The 23,852-nt window shown below is 40.5% G+C and carries 25 protein-coding genes and 1 riboswitch; of the genes, 7 read left to right on the top strand and 18 right to left on the bottom strand.

Annotated features, from left to right (window positions below; genetic code table 11):
• Position 1 precedes the first annotated feature (1 nt).
• The 7 genes from citE to DVW06_RS01195 are packed head-to-tail and all read right to left on the bottom strand — an operon-like array spanning position 2 to position 4,244.
• The gene (gene citE, locus DVW06_RS01220; RefSeq protein WP_003125762.1) at positions 2-889 is read right to left on the bottom strand and encodes a citrate (pro-3S)-lyase subunit beta; all 888 of its coding nucleotides are present in this window, start codon (positions 887-889) and stop codon (positions 2-4) included.
• A complete protein-coding gene (citD, locus tag DVW06_RS01215) occupies positions 877-1,185 on the bottom strand; it encodes a citrate lyase acyl carrier protein (RefSeq protein WP_003125761.1) in 309 nt (102 codons plus the stop codon). The genes citE and citD overlap by 13 nt, the downstream gene beginning before the upstream one ends.
• Positions 1,186-1,191: 6 nt before the next feature.
• Positions 1,192-2,178: a [citrate (pro-3S)-lyase] ligase gene (gene citC / locus DVW06_RS01210; RefSeq protein WP_003125759.1), complete on the bottom strand. Its 987-nt coding sequence runs from the start codon at positions 2,176-2,178 to the stop codon at positions 1,192-1,194.
• A gap of 21 nt (positions 2,179-2,199) precedes the next feature.
• Positions 2,200-2,325: an OadG-related small transporter subunit gene (locus tag DVW06_RS17630; RefSeq protein ID WP_005470670.1), complete on the bottom strand. Its 126-nt coding sequence runs from the start codon at positions 2,323-2,325 to the stop codon at positions 2,200-2,202.
• Positions 2,326-2,340: 15 nt separating this feature from the next.
• The gene (locus DVW06_RS01205; protein ID WP_005470669.1) at positions 2,341-3,456 is read right to left on the bottom strand and encodes a sodium ion-translocating decarboxylase subunit beta; all 1,116 of its coding nucleotides are present in this window, start codon (positions 3,454-3,456) and stop codon (positions 2,341-2,343) included.
• A 47-nt stretch (positions 3,457-3,503) separates the two neighbouring features.
• Entirely contained in the window at positions 3,504-3,899 is a 396-nt protein-coding gene (locus DVW06_RS01200; RefSeq protein WP_003125756.1) for an acetyl-CoA carboxylase biotin carboxyl carrier protein subunit, read from the bottom strand.
• Between the two features lie 18 nt (positions 3,900-3,917).
• Positions 3,918-4,244 carry a hypothetical protein gene (locus DVW06_RS01195; protein WP_005470668.1) on the bottom strand — a complete coding sequence of 109 codons (327 nt, stop codon included), beginning with the start codon at positions 4,242-4,244 and terminating at the stop codon, positions 3,918-3,920.
• A 421-nt stretch (positions 4,245-4,665) separates the two neighbouring features.
• On the opposite strand from DVW06_RS01195, the gene DVW06_RS01190 reads away from it, so the two are divergent.
• The 3 genes from DVW06_RS01190 (at position 4,666) to citG (ending at position 7,705) form a co-directional block, all read left to right on the top strand.
• A complete protein-coding gene (locus DVW06_RS01190; RefSeq protein ID WP_005470665.1) occupies positions 4,666-6,012 on the top strand; it encodes a CitMHS family transporter in 1,347 nt (448 codons plus the stop codon).
• A gap of 144 nt (positions 6,013-6,156) precedes the next feature.
• Complete coding sequence (locus tag DVW06_RS01185; RefSeq protein ID WP_003125752.1) at positions 6,157-6,852, top strand: GntR family transcriptional regulator; 696 nt, start codon at positions 6,157-6,159, stop codon at positions 6,850-6,852.
• Positions 6,845-7,705, top strand: coding sequence for a triphosphoribosyl-dephospho-CoA synthase CitG (citG, locus tag DVW06_RS01180; RefSeq protein ID WP_005470664.1), 861 nt, complete (start codon positions 6,845-6,847; stop codon positions 7,703-7,705). Before DVW06_RS01185 ends, citG begins: the two co-directional genes overlap by 8 nt.
• On the opposite strand, the gene DVW06_RS01175 is transcribed toward citG, so the two are convergent.
• Positions 7,702-8,412, bottom strand: coding sequence for a response regulator transcription factor (locus DVW06_RS01175; RefSeq protein ID WP_003125750.1), 711 nt, complete (start codon positions 8,410-8,412; stop codon positions 7,702-7,704). The two genes, citG and DVW06_RS01175, sit on opposite strands and share 4 nt — an antisense overlap.
• A gap of 50 nt (positions 8,413-8,462) precedes the next feature.
• Here DVW06_RS01175 and DVW06_RS01170 point away from each other — a divergent pair, with 50 nt between their 5' ends.
• The 3 genes from DVW06_RS01170 to DVW06_RS01160 all read left to right on the top strand — a co-directional run bounded on the left by DVW06_RS01170 (position 8,463) and on the right by DVW06_RS01160 (position 12,697).
• Positions 8,463-10,274 (top strand): sensor histidine kinase, encoded by a 1,812-nt coding sequence (locus DVW06_RS01170; protein WP_021150234.1) that lies wholly within the window; start codon positions 8,463-8,465, stop codon positions 10,272-10,274.
• 380 nt (positions 10,275-10,654) lie between these two features.
• On the top strand, positions 10,655-12,013 hold the full coding sequence (locus tag DVW06_RS01165) for a Y-family DNA polymerase (RefSeq protein ID WP_003125747.1): 1,359 nt from the start codon (positions 10,655-10,657) through the stop codon (positions 12,011-12,013).
• A gap of 102 nt (positions 12,014-12,115) precedes the next feature.
• Positions 12,116-12,697 (top strand): SOS response-associated peptidase, encoded by a 582-nt coding sequence (locus tag DVW06_RS01160; RefSeq protein ID WP_003125746.1) that lies wholly within the window; start codon positions 12,116-12,118, stop codon positions 12,695-12,697.
• Positions 12,698-12,757: 60 nt separating this feature from the next.
• Here DVW06_RS01160 and DVW06_RS01155 read toward each other — a convergent pair whose 3' ends face one another.
• Complete coding sequence (locus DVW06_RS01155; RefSeq protein WP_003125744.1) at positions 12,758-13,360, bottom strand: short chain dehydrogenase; 603 nt, start codon at positions 13,358-13,360, stop codon at positions 12,758-12,760.
• A 232-nt stretch (positions 13,361-13,592) separates the two neighbouring features.
• On the opposite strand from DVW06_RS01155, the gene DVW06_RS17005 reads away from it, so the two are divergent.
• Positions 13,593-13,769: a hypothetical protein gene (locus DVW06_RS17005; protein ID WP_005470657.1), complete on the top strand. Its 177-nt coding sequence runs from the start codon at positions 13,593-13,595 to the stop codon at positions 13,767-13,769.
• Positions 13,770-13,873: 104 nt separating this feature from the next.
• On the opposite strand, the gene DVW06_RS01150 is transcribed toward DVW06_RS17005, so the two are convergent.
• The 9 genes from DVW06_RS01150 to DVW06_RS01110 all read right to left on the bottom strand — a co-directional run bounded on the left by DVW06_RS01150 (position 13,874) and on the right by DVW06_RS01110 (position 23,800).
• Positions 13,874-15,622 (bottom strand): ABC transporter ATP-binding protein, encoded by a 1,749-nt coding sequence (locus DVW06_RS01150; RefSeq protein WP_003125741.1) that lies wholly within the window; start codon positions 15,620-15,622, stop codon positions 13,874-13,876.
• Positions 15,606-17,360 (bottom strand): ABC transporter ATP-binding protein, encoded by a 1,755-nt coding sequence (locus tag DVW06_RS01145; RefSeq protein ID WP_005470656.1) that lies wholly within the window; start codon positions 17,358-17,360, stop codon positions 15,606-15,608. The genes DVW06_RS01150 and DVW06_RS01145 overlap by 17 nt, the downstream gene beginning before the upstream one ends.
• A gap of 248 nt (positions 17,361-17,608) precedes the next feature.
• On the bottom strand, positions 17,609-17,839 hold the full coding sequence (locus tag DVW06_RS01140; protein WP_029486506.1) for a hypothetical protein: 231 nt from the start codon (positions 17,837-17,839) through the stop codon (positions 17,609-17,611).
• 192 nt (positions 17,840-18,031) lie between these two features.
• Positions 18,032-18,493, bottom strand: coding sequence for a single-stranded DNA-binding protein (locus tag DVW06_RS01135; RefSeq protein ID WP_003125737.1), 462 nt, complete (start codon positions 18,491-18,493; stop codon positions 18,032-18,034).
• A gap of 154 nt (positions 18,494-18,647) precedes the next feature.
• Positions 18,648-20,009, bottom strand: a complete 1,362-nt coding sequence (locus tag DVW06_RS01130; RefSeq protein WP_005470649.1) for a WD40/YVTN/BNR-like repeat-containing protein — start codon at positions 20,007-20,009, stop codon at positions 18,648-18,650.
• Positions 20,010-20,294: 285 nt separating this feature from the next.
• Positions 20,295-21,644: a bifunctional folylpolyglutamate synthase/dihydrofolate synthase gene (locus DVW06_RS01125; protein ID WP_371271402.1), complete on the bottom strand. Its 1,350-nt coding sequence runs from the start codon at positions 21,642-21,644 to the stop codon at positions 20,295-20,297.
• A gap of 23 nt (positions 21,645-21,667) precedes the next feature.
• Positions 21,668-22,189, bottom strand: a complete 522-nt coding sequence (locus DVW06_RS01120; RefSeq protein WP_005470644.1) for a folate family ECF transporter S component — start codon at positions 22,187-22,189, stop codon at positions 21,668-21,670.
• 42 nt (positions 22,190-22,231) lie between these two features.
• A riboswitch (THF riboswitch) is annotated at positions 22,232-22,329 on the bottom strand.
• Complete coding sequence (locus DVW06_RS01115) at positions 22,313-22,915, bottom strand: HutD family protein (protein ID WP_003125731.1); 603 nt, start codon at positions 22,913-22,915, stop codon at positions 22,313-22,315. (Overlaps the previous riboswitch by 17 nt.)
• A gap of 9 nt (positions 22,916-22,924) precedes the next feature.
• Positions 22,925-23,800: a YitT family protein gene (locus DVW06_RS01110; RefSeq protein ID WP_003125730.1), complete on the bottom strand. Its 876-nt coding sequence runs from the start codon at positions 23,798-23,800 to the stop codon at positions 22,925-22,927.
• Between the last annotated feature and the right edge of the window lie 52 nt (positions 23,801-23,852).

Genomic DNA, 23,852 nt, shown 5'->3' with positions numbered 1-23,852 from the left:
CCTAAATATCCTCCTCCGTAATCAACTTCGCTGCCTTAGCCAATGCAATCACTCGCTGTGCACGTTCAACGATTGGCTTGTCTACCATTTTCCCATTGACTGAAATAACTCCAGAGCCTTTCGCTTCGGCCTCGCGAATTCCCCAGATAACTTCTTTGGCATTCTGGATTTCTTTGTCTGTCGGTGTATAAATAGCATTTACCAACGGAATTTGTCGTGGATTGATCACTGACTTTCCATCAAATCCTAGCTGCTTGATTTGTTGCACTTCATTTTGGAATCCTTCTACATTGTCCACATCGGAATAGACAGTATCGATAGCCGCAATTCCTGCAGCTCTGGCTGCATGCAGAATCATGTTGCGGGCAAAGGATAATTCCTGTCCATCCGGATAGCGCTTGGTTTTCATATTTGTGACGTAATCTTCTGCTCCTAAAGCAATTCCGATCAGTCGCTCTGACGCTTTGGCAATCTCCCGTGCGTTCAATACCCCTTCTGCAGATTCGATGGCTGCCATCATTTTCGTTGTGCCCACTGGAATCTGATTGTCTTTTTCAACAGATGTAATGACCGCATCCACATCTAAAATATCTTGTGCCGTCTCTGTTTTTGGTAAGCGAATAACCTCAACGCCAGCCAAAACCATTGCTTCGACATCTTGGGCGCCACCTGCCTCCAAACTATTAATCCGTACGACTGTTTCTACATTGCTGTAATCAAATGTTTTCAATGCAAAGTGAACCAATGTACGCGCGGAGTCTTTTTCTTTAAGAGAAACTGCATCTTCTAAATCAAACATAATTGAGTCTGCACCATATAAGGGTGCGTCCCTTAGCATTGCTGCATTTGCACCTGGAACAAACATCATGGTTCTTCTTAAGCGTTCCATGAATCAATCTCCTTCCAATCATATGCGTCTTTTTTTGCTGCCCGATGAATCGCGGTAATGGTTCGAGCTTGAATCGTACAATCCAAAGCGCCTTTATCAACGGCAGCTACTCGAACAGACTTGATCCCTAAATTTTTGATGGTCTCTTCGATCACCTTTTTGATTTGTTGACCAAATTGTTTCTCTACACTGCTTTCCAAAGAAATTTGGATTTCGTCTGCTTCAGTCGGCTCGACAGTAATCAAAATGTCGCTTGACTCTACTGTACCGGCTACTGCGATTTGTGTAATTTCCATATGGTTTCACCTCTCGTTTTTTAAATAATGATATGTCGTTGATGGCAAAAATTGTCTCAAACGGCGGTCATCCTGATTTTTCAAAGCTTCTCTAACTTTGGTAGCACTGATGATCTCACCATCAATACTCAATCTAGGTAAAATAACCAATTCTAATGAGTCGCCAAACATTTCCTGCATCGCATGATTATACGTATCGGTCACCTTTGAATAGGGTTCTTCTCCGACAAACCGTGTCCGAATGTCTAATACAGGTGCTATCTTCTCTTTAAACAGTTGCGCATCAACCTTTGCCTGGATCTTCGCTACTGTTTCTATGGCACTGTCTTTCAGAAAGTAGGAAGGAAACGTTGCGGAAGATACAAGGTAATCATTGGTGGGAAAAACTGTTACATTGGACAAGTGTGCGACTCCACGTTTTACCATTTCCATCCGATCTGCAGTCGAAAACTTTGAACGATCTTCGGATAACACAAAGACATAAACTTGCTGACTCTGCTGCGCAGCTGTCTCGACAAGATACTGATGTCCTTTGGTAAAGGGATTGGCATTCATCACTATCCCGCTTCCGATCCCCATTTTTTTCCCTTTAGCCAGCGTAGAAAGATAGCTCGCAAAATTTGGCAATCCTCGTTCCATAAAAAGAATTTCTGAGGTTGCGATGATTTTCTGAAACCCTAGTGAGCGAAAGATCAATTCATTGCTGGGTTTTGAATACAAGAAATAATGTTGTTCCCCTTCTTCTGCCAAGCGATCAACCAGATGTTGAATGATGTCCGTCAGTAGATTTTCTGATTGAAAGGCTTTGCAAACAACCAAGCATTTCAATATGTTGTGATAATAGGATCCAGTAGCAACCAGTAAATCGTTATCGTAGATTCCCACTGTGTAGTCAAGTTCTTCCTCTTTATTCAGACCGGCTCGATCCATCAAGGAAGCCCACTGTTTATAGACTCCTTGATCTCTTAGCCATAGCCGTTTTAATGAATACATAAACGTCTCTTCTTTATCTTTTTATTTTTTTATTGGAAAAAGTTTGCTAAGCAGCATCGAAGCAAGATAGATAATCAAGATAACCACGAAGACGCCGCCCCATCCCAGCACTAATAATTCCAGTGATTTCATTAAATCTGCTGACATCGAATCTCTCCTTTCTTAGGTTAGTAAGGCAAGCAATAAACCACCTGCAATAACTGAAGCAATCTGACCAGAAACATTGGCACCGGCTGCATGCATCAAAATAAAGTTTTGTGGGTCTTCATCCGTTGCCATTTTTTGGATCACTCGACTTGACATAGGAAATGCAGAAATCCCCGCGGCTCCAATCATTGGATTGATTTTTTCTTTTCTGAACAGGTTCAGCACTTTTGCAAACAAGACACCACCTACAGAGTCCATGATGAAGGCAACCAGGCCTAAAGCGATCACCATCAATGTATCGACTTGCAAAAATTCTTCATACTGCATTTTTACTGAGATAGAGAGCCCCAACAAAATACTAATGATATTTACCAGCTCATTTTGAGCTGTGATAGAAAGTCGGTCTAATACGCCGCATTCTCTCAAGAGATTTCCGAACATCAAGAAACCAACTAATGGCAGAGATACAGGGGCAATGAGCCCGGCAACGACAGAGATAACGATCGGAAAAAGAATTTTTGCTGTTTGCGAGACTTCGCCAGCGCGATAATTCATATGAATCGAACGCTCTTTTTTCGTTGTGACCGCCTTGATCGCAACCGGCTGAATGATCGGCACCAAAGCCATATAAGAATAAGCTGCAACCATGATTGCTCCCATATATTTGGAATTCAAAGTGTTGGCTACAAAGATGGATGTTGGACCATCGGCGGCTCCAATGATTCCAATGGAAGCTGCATCATTTAAATCAAATCCAAATAAAACAGCGACGATAATCGTAAAGAAAATACCAAATTGGGCTGCAGCCCCAAATAAAAGCAGAAAAGGATTTTGGAGCAGCGGACCGAAGTCGATCATGGCACCAATTCCGATAAACAAAAGCAATGGAAATAACTCGGTTGAGATCCCCATATCAAACAATACTTGAAAAGGACCAGGTTCCCCGCCAGCACTCAAAACACCAGAGTTCGGGAAATTTACTAAAATCGTTCCTAGTCCCATCGGAACTAGTAGTGTTGGTTCATATTCTTTTTTGATTCCTAAATACATCAGGATGCCACCGACTACCATCATGACAATCCGTCCGGGTTCTTGTCCCATCCCTAAAAAGCCTTCAATCAGAGTTTCCACTAACGTCACTTCCTCTATTCATTAAATTTTTTATTGATTCATCCCTATTAATGAATCGTAATCAATGGGTCACCAGGATTGACCATCTCTCCTTGATTGACATGAATACCAGCTACCGTTCCCGCTTTTCCGGCAACAATCTCATTTTCCATTTTCATGGCTTCTAATATCATCAATGGTTGATTTTCCGCCACAGTATCTCCAACATTCACTAAGATTCTCAAAATCGTTCCCGGCATTGGAGAAGGCATGGCATCTGCGCCTGCGGCAATGGGTGCCTCAGAAACAGATGGTGCCTCGGATGCGGCTGGTGTTGCGGTTTGCGGAGCTGGTGTTTCAACTACAGGTTGAACGGGTAGTACAGGTTGTGGTGTACCACCGATTTCTTCCATCTCTACTAGATATTCTTTGCCATCAATCGAAATTTTAAATTTACGTAACATTGTTTTTCCTCCAAAATGCTAATTTTTGTTGATTCTTCGAATAACAAACTGACTCTTTTCATTTAATCCAGCAGCTAGACTTGACGCGATGATGGAAACAAGTTTCGCCTCCGGATTGCGCTGCATTACTTTCTTGACCACAAATTGGCTCTTAGGTTGATCACCTGCCGCAATGGCTGTCGCGATCAAACTAACAAGTTGATATTCTTCTTCACTAGCTTCGATATATGCAGGAACCGCTTTCCATTTCATTTCAGATTCATTATCATCGAGCGTTTCAGAAGATGTTTTTGTTATTTCTTGATGTGGTTCACTTTTTTTGAACAGTCGGGCGAATAATCCCATGAAGTTACTCCTTTCATTTTTTTCGTTCTCAACCACATTATATTGATAATGGACCAATCCGGTAGTTCTAAATCAAAGATTATTGTTTTTTTTCTGTTCCTATTTCTTCGCCTTACAACAAAAAGGCTTATAAACATTGTTAAATCAACGTTTATCAACCGTTAAGATTTTATTAATATCTTGTTAAGCCTCTTTTAAGAACACCTATACCAAATTGTTTTTTTCCTGTTCTTTTTCAGAATTCAATCTATCTTATCAAATGAATATTGCTTATTCTATAGTCGTCAAACGGAAAAGCTAATTGTTTCCAATACGTGTCTTTCTCCCCCAAAAGGCATGAAGCTTTGTTTTTTATTGGAATGAATTGGCACCGTTTACAAAAACAGAAATTATTAAATCAGTTGTAGAAAGGAAGAAAAATATGTTATTGACGGTTTTATCTTATGCCATGATTATTGTCTTTATGTTTGTAATCATGAAAAAGAAAATGTCTCCATTCACTTCTTTGGTGGTCATTCCTTTGATTTTCACCTTAGTTGCAATGGTGTCAGGAGTATCCAAAGAAGGAAACATCGGGGATTTTGTTCTAGAAGGAATCAAAACAACTTCTAATACGGGGATTATGTTGCTGTTTGCGATACTATACTTCTCGATCATGCTGGACGCTGGATTATTTGATCCGATTACAAAAAAAATGATCTATTTCGCAAAAGGCGATCCGATGAAAGTTTTGATGGCAACTGCTGTCGTTGCGGCCACCGTTTCTTTAAATGGGGATGGAACGACTACTACCCTGATCTGCTGTTCAGCCTTTATTCCGATTTATAAAAAATTAAACATGAAAATGATGAACCTTGGGGTACTGGTGATCTTGCAAAATACCATTATGAACTTGCTCCCTTGGGGAGGACCTACTGCTCGAGCTATGGCCGTTTTAGAAGTTGATGCCGATATCCTTACTTATCTGGCACCAGGAATGATCATCTCAGTTCTTTATGTCATCTTCTTTGTTGCTCGCAGAATGGGGAAACAGGAACGGGCACGCTTAGGAATCACTGAATTGACTGCAGATGAAATCGAAGAAATGACAACGGTAACAGACCCTGAAACACTACAGATTCGCCGGCCAAAAAACTTTCTTTTCAATGGTATCTTGACGATTGGATTGATTGCATGGCTCGTAGCTAGCTCATTCATTGATTCGATTGCACTGCCACCACTTTTGTTGTTCTTAGTTGGAACGTGTATTGCTTTAATGGTCAACTACCCTGTTTTAAAAGACCAATCTTCACGAATTGGAGCCAATGGCGGAGATGCTGTTCAAGTCGTTATCTTAGTCTTTGCAGCGGGCGTATTTATGGGATTGTTCCAAGGTTCAGGTATGGCAGAAGCATTGGCTAACAGCTTTACTCACATTATTCCGAAAGAATTAGCCGGCTTCTGGGGGCTAGTTATCGCCCTTATTTCTGCGCCAGGTACCTTCTTCATCTCAAATGATGGTTTCTATTTTGGTGTGCTACCTGTATTAGCAGAAGCAGGGCGTGCTTATGGCTTTACCAATATGCAAATGGCTCTTGCTTCATTGATGGGACAGGCGTTCCACTTATTAAGCCCATTGGTTGCCTTTATCTACTTGCTGTTACGTTTGACTGGATTGGATATGGGTCAATGGCAAAAAGAATCAGCAAAATATGCATTGGGAATCTTTGTCATCTTTATCGTTACCATTGTGTTATTAGGTCATATGCCGCTTTACATTCCACAATAATATTCAGGATTGATAGGGACGGGTCGTCATTGCGGTCTCGTCCCTATTTTTATTAGTAATACATGAGGAAATCAAAGAAAATCTTGAAAAAAATTTACTAGCATGTTTTATTTTCAGAGGTATCATGAGAAATGAGGAAAATAAATGAGTAATATAGTTGAAGCCGTTAAAAAAAATCTTGATTTAACACAAAACAAAACATTAAACGTTCTGATTTATGAAGCGTTTCGAAAAACCATCATCCTTGGTGATATTCCAGCAGGTACTCGAATCAACGAGAAAGTCTTTGCTGAAGAATTGAACATTAGTCGAACTCCTATTCGCCTGGCTATGAAGCAATTAGTGAATGAAAAACTTGTCGAACATATTCCTAAAGCTGGAATCGTCGTCAAAGGTATTCGTATCAAAGATGCCTACGAAATTTATGATATCCGTAAATCATTAGATACCCTAGCAACGATCAAAGCCATGAATCAAATGACTGAAGCAGATTTCCAAGAACTGCAAACATTATTAGAACAAGGGGAACAATATAATGAGGCCGATGAAATAGAGCTGGTTTTAAAAAATTTCTCTGATTTCAACGCATTTATCTATGAAAAAAGTCAAATGCCTCGCTTAAAATCAATTGTCCTAGAACTACAAGCCTATCTCGTTTATTTTCGCGACATCGCTATCCGTTCGACGAAACGAAGAGATAAAGCATTGGAAGAACACTGGCTGATTTTTCGCGGGATGAAAACAAAAAATGTCGAACAAATCACGCTGATCACGCATGAACACCTTGATCGATCCTTGCAGTTTATTTTGGCGGAAATGGAGCGTAGACAAATTGACTGAGTCCCTTTCGAACCAGATTACCGACTATGCCTTCAAAGCATTGTTCTATGAAGTCAGTCTCAGTCCTAAACCTGGACTTGTGGATCCCTTGACAACCGGTGCGCACCAAGACATGAACTTATTCACATTTATCGATAGCACGATCAGCTTACGTCCTTATTTTCAACAGTACCTACATGCAGGGCTGACACACAAAGGAACCCCTAGGGAGTTGTTTGATAAGCTTAGAAAAATCGGAGTAGCTGCAGAAAAAGCCATGCTGCGTGCAACACATGCCATCAATACGCATAAAGGAGCCAATTTTTCTTTTGCAGTCATTTTAGGGGCGACTGGCTGGTACTTGCAAGAAAAGGCATTGCCTTTAATAAAAGAAGATAGTGAGAGGATTTTGACTTACACGCAGCAAATGACAAACCACCTACTCGCAGAAGATTTCAAAGACTTAGAGATAAAGACCCAGCTCACTTATGGCGAAAAGCTTTATCTGGAATACGGAATAACCGGAATTCGAGGAGAAGCCGCAGCAGGCTACCCTAGTTTGTCGCATAAACTACTCCCCTTTCTACGGACAACTGTTGATTTCCCAATGGAGGAACGTTTATTGCGGGGACTGATTTTCTTGATGAGTGAAATCGAAGATGGGAATTTATTGCATCGCGGTGGTTTATCCGCTTGGCAAACAGTGAAAGAAGAAAGCAAAAAAATTCACCAAGCCACCTTCTCAAAAGAAGAATTGCTTGATGAATTACAAAGCTATGATAGGATTTTGACTCAACGCCACTTAAGTCCTGGAGGTTCTGCAGATCTATTGGCATTAGGTATTTATTTTGCTCAACTAGAAGAGATCCTTTAAACACCATCGGGCAAAAAGGTATAGCCTAATCCCCATACTGTCTTGATATAGCGAGCTTGCTTTGGATCATCTTCAATCTTATTTCTTAAATGATTGATAAAAACCATGACCGTATTTGCGTCTAGCTCACTGCCGTTCCATACGCTTTGATAGATTTGTTCTTTCGAAAAAACTTGATCCGGGTTTTCTATAAAAAATTGCATCAATTTTGTTTCCTTGGATGAGAGCTTGATTGGTTCTTCCTTTTTGTAGAGTTGGTAGCGAGACTTGTCAAAGCAGAAATCTCCAATCATGATTTTGCTCTCTTTTGAAAGGGCACGATGCTCTTTGATAACTTGCCCTCTATCAAGGGTCACTGTTACTTGTGCTCTTAATAAGTTAGGCAAAAATGGCTTGGTAATATAATAATCTCCACCCATTTCCAATCCAGTAATGATGTCTTCTTCATTTTTCTTGCCACTGAGAAAAATGATCGGGACAAGTGGATCTTCTTCACGTATAATCTGAGCAAGATAGTACCCATCGTTTTCATGTTCTAAACTAATGTCCAATAAAAATAAATCAAATTTTACCCGTGTCATGATATCGACTGTCTTTTCAACCGAATCACTTTGATAAATCAAGATTCCGGTCGATTGGAGTGATTTCCATATCAATCGTCGTATTGCTGGATCATCATCAACGACAAGAATTTTTTCGTTTCTCACTTTTTTTCCTCCTAGTTCTTTGGATCAAATTATTAAAGGGAGCGTTTTTTATGAAAAAGCCTTCAAGCAGATTGCTTGTTCTAGGAATGATGACCGTCCTCTTTTTGACTGTATTAGGAATGGTCATCACAGCAAACAGCTATCAGCAGACACAAAAACATGCGTTAAAAATGGGGGAGAATCAACTAGCCAAAATCAATGACTCTGTAATCAAAATATTGCGATTGGAAATCAAATCTTACACTTTAGCACTGGAAGATTATGCTTCGAATATTTTTAATGAAAAAAATTACCATGAACTGATCGAAGACACTCAGTTGGACAACAGTCTCCTATTCAAGACCTCGGCTGCCGCCGGATTATATCTTGTTTCACCAACGGGCACTCTCCTTTCTGGCAAAGACATCCATGCTGACCAATTTGTTAAAGAACCTGTCAAAGTCACGGCTTTTGATCAAGATCCCCTTTATCTCAAAGCTTTAAAGGGTTCGGTTCTTCAAAACGGCGAAGCTTACTTTGCTGATGATACGTCTTATGTCAATTTATATCGACCGGTCTATGACAAGCATCATGTGCTTCAATCTATCTTGGTTCTGCCAATCAATCTTGAAGAGCTATATCAGCAAGAGATTGACACAACAGAAAACCAAAATGGCTATACGATGGTCAAAAATGAAGAAATGAAAGTGCTCATGCACCCTTCCACCGAACAAATCGGATTAGACATCATCAATGGGCGAAAGCTGAAATATCCTGACCTCGACTACAGCGATTTGGCTCATTTAGAAGATGTCCAAAAGACCAATGAAAAAGGAACATTAAGCTACAATTCTTACTGGTGGACAGAAGAAGACCCCAAAAAAGTTTTAAAAATCTCAGCCTATGAATGGATTACGGTTGGGGATGCACGCTGGATCGTTGCCAGTTCATCGGACTTTTATGAACGAAATGGACTCGCACTGCAAAAAAATCTGATCATACTTGGCTTACTGACCATTCTCTTAGCAATCATCATTCTTTTAGCAGTCAGTTTTAGTCATTACAATCGCCAAAACCGGACCTATATCGAAAATCTGCGTTTAGTTGAACGGCAAAATTTTTTGAAGGAAAAGCATGCCCTTGAAAAATCAATGATGCAAAAATCGCAATTGGAAACAGTAGGTCTGCTAACCACTACCATTGTTCATGACATGAATAATTTTCTTACTCCGATGATCGGAAATCTGCAACTGTTGATTGAAGAATACCAGTCAAACGAAGCGCTCGTTGCTGATCTAAATGAAGTCTACCAAGCAGCGCAAAAAGGCCAAAACCTGTCTACGAATGTATTGCGCTTTACTAAGACTGGAATCAAAACGAAAGAATCCCTCTCGATCGAAGAAGTGGTATCAGGAGCCATTGACACCATGCGCGTACTCGTACCAAAGAAAGTCACATTGTCCTATCAAGCTTCTTTTGTGGGCACTGCACTCATTGAAGCCAGTGACTTACAAGTTATTTTATACAATTTGATCACCAATGCTTATCAGGCTCAGCCAGAAAACCCGCACATCCAAGTCAGACTTAGTGCAGCAGCAGATAAGCAGTTGACAGCATTCCAAAACCATTCACTTGCTTATTGCGACAAACATTTTGCGCAACTTACCGTGACAGATAATGGTCCAGGGATCCCGAAAGAAATAGAAAGTAAAATGTTCACGCCTTTTTTCACAACGAAGACAGAGTCCAATGGAACTGGTCTCGGCTTATTCATCGTCTCATCGATTGCTAAGAAAAACGATTGGATCTTACAAGTAAAAAGCACCGTCTATGGAACGACCTTTACACTAGGGATTCCAGTAGATAGCGGCAACGTTCAGTAATCGCTTGCATTACTTATCTAAGCCTTTTGTTCGTTCATTCACTATACCTTTATTATAACGAAAAAGAATGAAGGTTTGACGAAAAGTACAATAAAAAACCAGCTATTGTTTGTCGTCATCAGCCGAAACTCATTTTAGTTTGTCACGGAAATTCCCTCTTGTTTTTCTGCAATGAAAAAATTACAGGATAGCTCATCGCGTGATTATTAGCGCCAGCTTCTGTTCTGCTTTTATGTCATTAAAGCCCTTCTCAAGGGCTTTTTTTGTTGCAGCTGTTTTTAATTGCCGCGATGATTTTACAAAAATCAAAAGTTTTAAGGTGTGTTCGCTTTACAAAAGAGAACGTATGTTTGTATTATACAACTAGGGAGGCGTTTTTGATGGGGAGATTTAATTATGAAGAAGAACCGTTACGGGATATTTTGTTCATTGATGTAAAATCTTTCTATGCATCTGTCGAATGTGTCCAGAGAGGGCTAGATCCTTTGACCGCCTTGCTAGTAGTCATGTCTCATTCAGATAACACAGGAAACGGATTAGTCTTGGCAGCTTCGCCAATGGCGAAAACTGTTCTGGGGATCACCAATGTCACTCGTGCTGACAACTTGCCCAACCACCCGGATCTATATAAAGTTTCACCTCGCATGAATCTATATATCAAAGAAAATTTGAAAGTCAACAACGTTTATCGGAACTATGTGGCGGATGAAGATCTCTTACTCTATTCAATTGATGAGTCGCTGATGGATGTGACGCAAACGTTACATTTATTTTTTCCTGATCCTTCTCTTTCTAGAAGCGAGAAGCGGCACAAAATGGCAGAAAAAATCAAAGCCCATGTCTTCAAAGCGACCGGACTGCGGGTAACTGTCGGGATCGGTGATAATCCTCTTCTTGCAAAATTGGCCCTCGATACCGAAGCAAAGAAAAATCCCACCTTCATTGCCGAATGGACATATCAAGATGTGGAAAGCAAAGTATGGGGAATTTCGCAGATGACTGATTTTTGGGGGATTGGTTCTCGAACCCAAAAACGATTGACTCAGTTGGGGATCGAATCGATCAAAGCATTGGCTCATGCTGATCCAGATTTTTTGCGCAGCCGTATGGGCATCATTGGGGAACAATTATACCACCATGCCAACGGGATCGATCGAACGATTTTAGCAGAACCAGCCCCAAAGACAATGGAAAAAAGTTATGGCAATAATCAAGTCTTAAATCGAAATTATTACTTGCAGAGCGAGATCGAATTAGTTATCAAAGAAATGGCAGAACAAGTCGCCGCCCGAATCCGCCGTGAAGGCTGCCAAACACAATGTATCCATCTCTATATTGGAACAGCTTTTGGAGAGACACAGAAGGGCTTTGCCCACCAAATGAAAATCCCTGCGACAGATAACACCAAACTATTGATTGCTCACGCACTGTTCTTATTTCGCAAATACTACACAGGACAAGTGGTTCGTCATGTGGGGATCACTTATTCGAGACTGGTTTTTACCCAAAGCGTTCAGCTCGATTTGTTCCAAGATCCGGAAGAACAACTAAAACAGCGAAAGCTTGATTTACTGATCGATAAAATTCGCGCCAAATATGGATTTACTTCAATCGTTCATGCTGCCAGCAAATTAGAAGGCGGACGAGCGATTGCACGGGCGAATCTCGTTGGTGGTCATGCCGGTGGAATGGATGGTATCTCAAACGAACCTCAAGGCAAAGCAGTTCGTCCAAAATAGGATGGCTGCTAAGCATTTTGCTATACGCCTATCTCTTTTGCTGATAAATTGAATCTGTGGACCAGCCGGAATTCACAGCATTGCTAAAAAGGAGGAAACACCATGTGTGGGAGATATTTATTTGATCCAAGGACGGGTGAGCTGTCTGATTATTATCAAGAACTAGTCACGATAGCTAAAGAACAAAACAAAAAAATCGCTGTTGATGAAGTTTTCCCTTCCAACCAGGTCGTCACGCTGATTGCCGATGACACGCAGCAAATCGTACCGATCCTAACCCATTGGGGCTTTACTGGTTTCAAAAAAGGCCAACTTTTAATCAATGCCCGAGCAGAAACCGTAGAAGAAAAACGTACTTTCAAGAAGCCATTTCTGGAAAAACGCTGTGCCTTTCCAATGTCTGGCTTTTATGAGTGGGATAGCGATAAGCACAAGTTTCTCTTTGACTCCTCGGAGCCCCTCTACCTTGCTGGTTTCTATCGGAACCATTCTACTGCCAGCGGTTCGGAAGATGAATCCATTATTTTGACGACCAAGCCCAATGCAACGATTGCACCAATCCATGATCGGATGCCTGTTTTGTTGTCGAAGGCAGATGTTTTGCCTTGGATCACGGATGTGACTTTCGCAAGAAACTATCTACTCCAAACGATGCCTGATATTCACCCACAACCTGTTTCGTAAACCAAAACGCCGCCAGAAGAATTTGCTTCTTCTGACGGCTTTTTTTAGCGAGTGACGGCTTTAATAAACAGTAAAGGTCCGTCCTGTCATGATACCAAAAACTGATTTTTCATAGGCAGCAAAAACTTTTTCATCCGCGACAGGCAGAAAGCCTTGGAATGAGGGAGCATAGGTCTCCCAAGAGCCTGCCAGCGCATTCGGACTGACCGCATTGATACGAATGCCACGACCAATTTCTAACGCCGCTGAAGCAACAAAAGCACCGATTGCGCCATTCACCAATGCCGAAGAAGTACCCATCGGAATAAACTCGTCTTGAATGATGCCTGAGGTCAACGTGATACTGCCGCCCTCCGTTAAATAATGCTGTCCGATCAACACTAGATTGACTTGGCCTTGCAGCTTGCTGTCAATGGAGCGCTGATTTTCTTCCGGTGTCAACTCCGCAAAAGGTTTGAAGACGGTACTACCCGCTGCGGAAATAATAGCATCTACAGTACCGATCTCTGAAAACAGCGTCCGAATACTTTCTGGATCAGCAATCTCCACCCGGTAGTCCCCTGCACTTCGACTCGCCCTGATAACCTCAACAGATTTGTCTTGTAAACCAGCCAGCAAAATTTTCCCTAACGTTCCGGTATGTCCCACTAAAAGAACTTTCATCCAATCATCTCATTTCGCTTATTTTTTCTCATTCTACGGCAGATTTTTTCTTTTTACAAACGTTAGCTGTCCTTTTCCTCTTTCTCCTCTTTCTGTGCAGGTAAGTCTTGATTTAAGAGGATTGGATAAAGACAGCTATTGTCAAATTACGAAAAAAGTTTGAATGTTTTGTGAAACGCCTTCCTTGTAAAAGGACTTCTATGGTATAACTCTAAAAAAGAAGGTGAAGCTTATGAAAAAAGAAGAACTTTGTACAAGTAAATCCTATTTAGCGAAAGTAATCGGACAACCTACCTTACAAAAGATCAAGATCGTTCGCTTACTGAGCAATACAGCGACTGTCGAACTTTTAGAAGGGGGCAACTACGGCGTAGCCAAACTCAGTGACATCCAGCCATTGACCGATTAGCGGTTAGTAAAGACTGCTCTAAAAAAGCGTCAAGCAAACAAGGAAATTCCTAGGCTTGACGCTTCTTCTATCTTATTAAAAAAGTGAGTCTTATCCTTGATGAATCAGAGTTGCTCTGACTGCATTTGGTACATTTGCTGATAGATTCCCCCAGCTTGTATCAGACTGGCATGATTGCCCCGTTCAACGATTCTACCTTGATCTAAAACTAGGATTTGCTCAGCTTGCTTAATCGTTGATAAGCGGTGAGCGATCATAAAAGTGGTCCGTCCTTTTTGCAAGACTGTCATTGCTTTTTGAATGATTGACTCCGTTTCGGTATCAACGTGACTCGTTGCTTCATCTAGAATCAAGATTTTTGGATCAAATACCAAAGCACGGGCAAAGCTGATCAATTGACGTTCGCCACTGGAAAACTCATTGCCCTTTTCTACGACGGGATGATGGATACCTTTCGGGTAACGCGTCAGCAGGTAACCGGCACCAACTTTTTCTAATGCGGATAGGATCATCTCTTCTGTGATTGACGGATCATTCATACCGATATTGCTGGCAATCGTTCCTGTAAACAGATAGGGATCTTGCATCACGATCGCCATCGAACGACGAACGCTGTGACGGTCGAATGCTTCGATCACTTGATCATCGATCGTGATAGTCCCTGCTTGAGGGTCATAAAAACGGAACAGTAAGTTCAAGATACTGGATTTCCCAGATCCTGTATGCCCTACTAATGCGACTGTTTCACCTGCAGATACTTGAAAATCAATCTCGTGTAAAACAGCTTGCTCTGGGTCATATCCAAAGGTTACTTGATTGAAAGAAACATTTCCTTCTTTGATCGCAATAACTGCTTCTTGCTGTTTTTCAATTGGCTGATCAGCAAACTCGAAGACTCGTTTGCCAGCAGCTAGCGATTGCTGAACATTGGTGATCGTTTGGACCAGACCTTCGATTGGGTCATAGAGTCGATTGATATAATCAATAAAGGCATAAAGCAAACCTGCGGAGATAGCGAGCCGACCATCCAAGAAGAATGCCGATAATGTCGTGATCAGAATCAGGATCGTTGAATTCCGCAAAAGATTGCCCAATCCCCAGGCAATACTCGAATCCAATAACAGATACTTTCGACCTGTCTGAAACCATTTCTCGACGGTTTCATTGAATTCTTTCTGCAGTTGGCCTTCTCTCTGAAAGGCCTGAATAACTGCCATTCCTTGAACAAATTCATTTAACTGACCACTGATTTGAGAAATATATTCCCGCATGGCAATATTATAACGGGAAGCATACTTCGTATAGACATGTTGCCAAATACCCAGAATCGGAATCAGAATAAGCATAGCCAATCCTAGAGTATGATTCAGGAAAAAGAGTGCCAAGAAAGCCCCAATGATTTGAATGATATTGCTCATCAAATTACTGATGACGATCACATAGAAATTGGAGCGCAAAACTTCCGTGTCATTCGTGATTCGCGCGACTACTTTCCCAGCAGGAATCTGATCAAAATAAGAAACGGGCAATTGGTGCATATGGTCAAAAAGCTGGTCCCGCATTTTCTTCACAATGCGATTTGACATTTTACGCAGCTGCAGCAAGCTGATATAACGAAAGAGCGAGCCAATCAAATTGATCAGCAAGTAACCCGCTAATAATTGGATCAAGAAAAGGATATTCAAATTCCCTGTCTCAACCGATGGAGTCATGACGCCGTCAATCAATCGTTTGGCAATCAGCGGTGATGTCAATTCCAGTGCAGCACCTAGCAGTAGCAATACTGCACCGATCGAAAATTGTTTTTTGTAATAGCCTACATAAGACAGCAGGCGCTTAATCGTTGAGAACATCTTGATCGTCCTCCTTTAACTGTTGATGATAATATTGCTCTTGGTACCATCCAGGAACTGCGATCAGCTCCTGATGGGTCCCTCTTTGGATAACATGCCCCTCTTCCAAAACAATCACTTGATCGGCGTCCGTGATGGCGGATAAGCGGTGGGTCACGATGATCGAAGTCGGTGCATCTGTCATTGCTTTAAGGTTTGCGATGATCGTTTGCTCTGTTTTTGCATCGACAGCTGACAAAGCATCATCCAGCAACAGTACATCACTCCTTCGCAGAAAGGCCCGTGCTAGCGACAAACGTTGCTTTTGCCCCCCTGATAAAGAAACTCCCTTTTCACCGACTAATGTTTCAAGGCCTTCTGGCATCCGTTTGATGTCTTCAGCGAAACATGCGAGTGATAACGCTTGCCATAAGCGTTCTTCGGATGCGTCTGGGTCCCCGAACAATAGGTTTTCGCGAATCGTTCGTGAAAACAACGTATGCTCTTGCGGAACTTCCGCAAAGTGACGACGAATCTCTTCTGTCTGAAAAGCAGTCAAAGGCTGCCCATTGATCATTGGCATTTGATTTGAATACGGGTACCGATGTCCGAACTGACGTAGCAAGGAAGTCTTACCACTACCTGTTTTGCCGACGATCCCCAACACTTCTCCTTTGGTAATAGTCAGATCAACGTCTTGTAAGACAAATCGTTCCGTATTCGGATATTTGAAACTGTACTCAGAGAATTCAATTGTTTGGATCATCGGTACAAGTTGTTGTCCTGTAGATTCTAGCTGATCGCCAGTCTGCAATACTTCATTGATCCGACGCCAAGAAGCAGCCCCTTGCTGCATCACATTTACCAGATCTCCTGCTGAAATCATCGGCCAAACCACCATCGTTAGATAGACTTGGAAAGATACCATCGCACCAATAGTGATTTGTTGATTGGCTACTAGGAAAGCCCCGATCCCGAAACTCATCACAAAACTAATCGCCAAAATAATTGTAATCAGCGGCCCAAAACGGGAATCAATCTCGGAAACGATGTCGTTTTTTTCACGAGTTTCTGTTGTTTTTTGCTGAAATTGCTGCGTCGTTGCTGCTTCTAAGCCGAATGCCCGTACCACTCGGATACCATCGATGATCTCCAACACTTCACTATTCATCTCTGAAACAGAGTTTTGTGCTTCTGTAAAAGCTTTATCTACTTGCGAACCCCATTTGAAAATGTAGTACGCCAAGAGGGGCATAGGAATCAGTGCAATGATTGTCAATACCCAAGAGACTGTAATCGCCATCATGGCAACGATGAAACTCAAATAGAGACTCGTATTCAAGAAAACCATCAACCCATAGCCTACGGTCATTCCCATGACTTGAACATCGTCACTAGAACGAGTCATTAAGTCTCCCGTTCGAAACCGATGATAAAAGGGAGCCCCCATGTTTAAGAAATGCTTCATCAATTGCTGACGCAATTGCTTTTGCAAATCGTATGATCCGATAAATAAATTAAATGTCCAAATAAATTCTGCAATATAGCCTAAAAGTATCGCACCGGCAAACAAGCTGACATAGCGAATCAAAATTGCCATCGTAAAGTCATCTTGAATCAGTGCATCAATGAATAAGCGCAAAATATAGATCGGTGCTACATACATCGCACTGGCAATAACCATAAAAATAAATACGATTGCATAACGCAATTTATGCGCTTTAAAATACGTCGTTAATTGTTGTAAAATATATTTCATTTTCTTCCCTCTCAATCTAAAAAAGTACACAAAAAAGCTCTGCCCTTTCGGAAAAAGGACAGAGCATAACGTCAAAAAATATCGACACTATCTGTGTACTAACGGATTACCGAATAAGGGATTAACTACTATTTTGTTGTTTGCGAATTTTGCTGTAACGTTTTGCATCGTAATCCCTCCTTCTTTTTTTATTTGCTGACTACAAGTAACACTTTACAGATAACTATGAGAATTTGCAAGAATTTTTATTAATTTTTTTTAAAACGATTGACTTTCTTATAGTCCTTTTCATCACTTAATGATAAAAAAAGACCCTTTATTCTTTTCCCATTCTGAAAGAATTCTTCTTGTTCTTTTTTCTCTTTTGTCTTGATAATCCTTAGTCTGTCAAGACAAAGGACGCCATTATTTGGCACAAAAAAAAGTTTTTTATAATCCGCCCACAAAGAAATCTGCTTCCAAAAAAAGACTTCCTGCATGGGAAGTCTTTTCTTAAAAAAGTTTCGTTTTTCAACACTTTGTTCTTTACTATTTTAATAATCGACAAACTATTACTCGTTTGAACAGGCTTATGAAGGTCATTTTCGTCTCTTTTTTGCCGCGCTTTTTTTGAAATAGGATGTCCGATACCAGTTCAGAAGATGAAGAAATGGGGAACATCCTTTTAGGTCTTAAATAAAATGTTCATCCTTCAAAAATTCCAATACTTGATTTTTCAATGTATCCGTATCAGAAGCTTCCTGACGACGGTTAGGTGAGACCGCAGGCTGAGCGATCGATTCGACGGTTTCTTGTAGAGATTCTGGCGGCAATTCCAGCAATTGGAAACTATCTACTACAACTTCGGCACCATAGACAGATTGTCCTTCCTTGGTTTCAAAAGGACACATATGCAAATGTCCATTGATTTTAACACTTGCACCTTTCTGGGTATACCGCAAAAAAGTTTCTGCTTGCTTGCCGTTGATAACACAAGCAAACCATTCTGTTTGCAACTGTTCGCTTGTTTGCCACTGTGCAGCGACTGCTAAATTAAACCGTACACACGTATTATTTGCTGCTGCAGAAGCCAGTTGTTCTCGACTGGGCATCTCATTAATTTTCCCAGTAAGGATCACCTTGTTCGTTGCCACGTTACTCCCTCACTCTACATTTTATTTAGACTCGCACTAATGCAAGATTAGCCATAGTCTATCACAAAAAAAATTTCTTGCAATTCTTTTGAGAACATCTATAGTGATCTTCTACAGTTTTTGTCGCTGACTTTTAAACAAAATTTAACCGAGCTTAGCCTTCATCAGTCGTTGAATCTATTTCAGAGACATACGTCCACGTCATGCCATTGTCTTCTGAGGTAAATACGCCTTTGACTGTTCCACCTTTGTAATCCCCCATGGGACCTTGATTGACCATAACTTTCAACTTTCCATCTTCTAGATAAGGTGCTTCAGCAACCACGAAAACCTTCTTCCATTCATCAGGCATTTCAAAAGCAGCTTCCAGCCACGTGTTTCCTCCGTCTGTCGTCACATAGAGACTTGGTTCTGTTGGCGTTACTCCGCCGAAACTCATAAAGCCAACATTCTCGTTGAGGTAGCACGCGTCCGTCAAGAGTCGGCTGATTCCCTTAGCCACTTGCTTTTCCTGCCAAGTCTTGCCACCATCTTGGGTCACATATGAGAGATAGCCTTCCTGCCCCATTACGCGGCCACCCGATAAGAAAATGTAACCAAAACCGTCTTGGCCAAATGTCAATTTGCGAAAACGTACAGCTGCTGTCTGCTCTGCCAGAGCAACATTCTTCCACGTATTTCCTTGATTTTCCGTATAAGTATAATAGACATTTTGAGTTGGACTGCCCTCACTAGCATATTCCGTTCGGATAAATCCAGTCCGTTCAGGAGTCAAAATATAGCTGCCAGCGATCAGCGCTTGTTTGTCGCCACTATACTCGCCGCCAAAAAAATCATCTAACGGATAGGGCAGAATGATTTGATGTTTCCAGCTATCATAAGTTAATTTCAATTGACTCTTACCAATTTCTGTTTTATACGCAATCGTCTGATTCGTTTCCTTTGAGGTGGTCATTTGATTGTTCTTATCGGTGATCGCACTTAGATCTCCCGCATCTACATTCGTGATCGCTTTGTCCCCTTGAGCAGTCGTAGCAACCTTAACTTGCCAACAAATGTCCCGCACAGAACCGTCATCGGAAACTTTCCCCCAATAAGATGTCATCGTCTCACGATTGATCGACTTGGGCCACACAGTAAATTTTACCGTCAGCAGCCCATCTTGATAGGTTGCACCACTCACACTGTAAGAATCGATCCGTACATCTTCTTGCACCTTCACAGAAGAAAAATAGCGCATCAAATCATAAAATAAATTAAATCCTTGTGTATTCGGATCATAGTTAAATTCGCTTTCAAAGGGCAGAAATTGATTAAAATAAGTAACGGGCTGTTCTTTGATAGCGGATTGGTTTACTTGAGAAGTCTCTACAGTTGATGATTTTGAACCACTCGAACTGACCGCTCGTCCTACAGAAAAGCCAATGATGAACCAGATGACTAGCCCAATCACAATCAGTGTCAAACCGACAGCTAACGCTACCCGAATTGCTGCTATTTTTTTATGCTCTTTCACGGGAAAAACCCACCTTTTGTTTTCAATTACTTGAAGTATAATGAAAAGTTTCTTTTCTCACAAGATGCTTTTTCACTTCTTAAGAAATTAAGAAAAGGGTTCCTCATTAAATAGTTTTTAGAAAAAATAAAAGCATTCGCAAAAAAGTGACATACTTCAGGCTTTCCAAAGATGGAAAAACTGAAGTATGTCATTTCTAACCATTCTACTGTTTCTTTCATATTTATTCTTATATTGCTTCTCTGGTTTCTTCACACACGTTGATTAATGGATCAGATTATTCCTTCAGATACCTTCTAAACATCTCCTATCATCTAATAAATATGTGCGAACTTGCGATACAAAATATAATGAACCAGTAATAAAAAGAGTATCTTTCGATCCCATTTTAGCAACAATCTCCTTAATACCTTGTTGCCACTCTTGATAATATTTAAATTGGCTATTTTCTCGAACAAGATCTTCTTTTTTCAACGCTTTCGGGTAATCGAATGTGGTTATTATAAGGCAATTATTAGGGATTTGCTGCATCTGTCGGATCATTTTCCTACTATTTTTGGTTGTTAGCGCTGAAAACAAAATATATTTCTTTCCTTGTTGAAATTTTTCTGTAACTGTATCAACAAATTCTTTTATGGCATGTGGATTGTGTGCCCCATCGATAATGATCGTCGGTTGTGAACTGATTTTCTCCATACGACCTGGCCATCGCGCTTTTTCTAAAGCTTTCTGTATGCTCTCTTTTTGTATCGCTTTGTTTTGCTGCTGACAATAAAGCAAAAAAAGTTGAAGGGCAGTTGCTGCATTTTCCACTTGGTATTTTCCACATAAAGGAATTCTAAGATTTAAAAATTGAAAGTCTTCATTTTCGAAGTGAAACATTTCTCCACTTATAGAATCCTTAGGACTATGACTTTCAGGGCTTTGCTTCACATAGTGAACTTGGTAAGAGGTATTTTTCTTAGAGAGTGGCGCATTTTTTTTAGAAGCGACTTCTTCAATTATTTTCACTGCATTTTGCGAAATGTTTCCTGTAACAATAGGTATGTTTTTTTTGATAATGCCAGCTTTTTGCAAGGCAATTTCTTCCTCAGTTTCGCCTAATATATCTGTATGATCTAATCCAATCGTAGTAATAGCAGTTAAAATTGGTATAAAAACATTCGTACTGTCCCATTTTCCCCCGATACCTGCCTCGAAAATTGCGATGTCTGCGTGCTTTTGAAAATAAGAAAAGGCCATTGCAGTCAATATCTCAAATTCTGTTATTCCCTGATAGCGTGTATCCTCATCCATACTATCTACCAGAGGGCGAAATTCATTTGCTAGCTGGACAAATTCTTCTGCGGAGATTGCTTTCCCATTAATCGAAATACGTTCATAAAAACTTTCAATGTACGGCGAAGTAAATGTACCCACTGCTAGCTTCTGCATTTCTAATAAACAACGCAAGTAAGTTACCGTCGAACCTTTTCCATTTGTTCCTGCAATGTGAATCCCGATACTATTCTTTTCGGGATGACCGCACAGCTTCAGTAGCTCGTTGACTCGTATCAAACCAGGCCGCGATCCAAATTTTTTGCGCGAATGAATCCAGCGTACTGCTTCATCTCCTGTTTTAAACATTCTTATCATCCCCAATAGAATTGTTAGTTCGTTTAGAAAATATTACGAGCGAAGCGTTTCAAAGGAATCGCATGACCAAAGAATACGATCATGGCTGTTTGTACAGGTAGCATGATCACCGCTTTGACAATACGTATTCCCCAAAGTTTCGTATCGGTCAAAGGAATTGCATACATCATTGACAACCAAATTGGTGTCAGACACAAACTGATAATTAATGTATTGCAAAGAACACATAGAAAAGAATTTTTTATTGTAATGGGCTTTTTATAAAAAAAGTAGCCATAAAGCAAACCTGCAATGAATGAATTCAGTGTAAAGCCAATGAAAAAAGGAGCTTTCCCTAAAAGAGTATTCCCGATAATATCAGCAATTGAAGCACCAATTGCTGTCCACCAAGGGCCAAATAAACTAGCCATAACCACTTCTGGAACAAAATCAAAGGTAATTTTCAACAGCTGGGTTTCAAACCCTAATACTTGAGACAAAACGACCATTAATCCAATCAGTAATCCCATTGTTGCGATAATATGTGCGTCTATTTTTTTCTTCATTCTTAGCATCTCCTTTAATAGAGCTGCTACACAATTAATTTATGCAGCGAATGCAAAGATAGAATCGTGAAATTTGTTTCTTCGTCTAAAAGGCAACATCCCATCCTTATAGCACTTAACGCTCTATCTTCTACTCTGTTTTTTTATTTTTGTCAAAACAGCAATCCTGTTGTTTGCAAGATTCTGTTTCTCTGATGAACTAGATTCCACTTGTATAAATGTTTCATCTTTTATAACCAGCATTTCATTTTTTTGCAACATTTGTCGCTGTGTCCTATCGCCCAGAAGCACTATTGAAAGATTCTCCAATGCATAAATGACAGCAATAGTCTGCGGTTTAATAAAATGCATCTCATTTCCTTTAAGCGCCTGAACAAAGACGTCGTAATCGTCTTTAAAAATAACATTAAAATCTTGACACTCACCCTGACACGTTGTTTTTAATTTACCATCGAAATGGTGGGGCTCAAAAGCATTTAGGCTAATCCAAGAACCTAATTGCCCTAATCTAACTGGATTATCCAAAGACATAAGGATTCGTTGATAACCAGTAAAGTCAGAAAATTCCACGGTATTCATAATCACTGTCGCAGTTGAGAGACGGAAATCAAAATCTCGTTTAGCTAAGCTACTTGAATCAGGTTCCACTAAAAGTTCTGTAGTCTGGCCTCCAGACCACTTTGTGGACAAGTAATCTTCACATGTTTTCTTCTCGATTGTTCCCACACTTCTTCCTTAAACAATATCTAATTCTTCAAATTGACTCAAAATTTTAATATCTTGTGCCACACTGACAAAAGCCTTTTGATCAACATCTTTCATGATTTGATCCAAAATTTCCATTTCGTAAGTAGTAATAACCAAAATCAGAATCGTTTGAGTTTCTTGATTATATGCGCCTAGTGCATATGGAATGATCGTGATTCCACGACTTAATTTTTCTTGCAGAGCTGGGATAACTTCATTCGGCTTTTGCGTAATAATCGTCACCTGAACTTTTTTATGTTTGACATACACTAGATCTGTAACTTTTCCACTTATAAAAATGGATAAAACACTATAAAAAGCATAGGGCCAGCCAAATAAATAACCGGCTACCAATACAATGACTCCATTCAAAACAATCGAAATCACGCCAATGCTTCGACCGGTGATTTGTCTGATTGTAAGAATGAGCGCATCCATACCACCAGTTGAAAGTCCATATTTTAATGCCAGCCCCAAAGAAAAGCCATTGATTGTTCCCCCAAAAATGGCGCAAATAATCGGATCTGTAGTTAGCTCAGTACTTGGGACGATGTGGATGGCAAATGATGCAACCGTTACACAAATAACCGTATAGATGACAAACTTGCGATTAATTTTGAACCATGCAAGCATAAACATTGGAACATTCAGGAGATAATATATAACTGAAATAGGGACTTCAATATGGCTTTTAGCAAGACCAGTCGCAATGATTTGTGCGATCCCAGTTAAGCCGCCGGCATAAATATTCCCTGGCTGCCAAAAAAGATTCAGCGCCAAGGAATATAAAAAGGCATAAATAAGAATCACTGTTAATTTTGTAACCACCTCTTGCCAGATATCTATTCTTTTAAAACGTGACATAATCCTCTTTCCTTTTCTTTAAATAAAAGGAAGACATCTCTTCCTCTGATAT

Source organism: Enterococcus sp. ARL09-542, from assembly GCF_005234805.1.
Lineage (GTDB): Bacteria > Bacillota > Bacilli > Lactobacillales > Enterococcaceae > Enterococcus_D > Enterococcus_D gallinarum.
The sequence above is the reverse complement of the archived record's forward strand: the minus strand, read 5'-3'. Positions and strand labels throughout refer to the sequence as shown.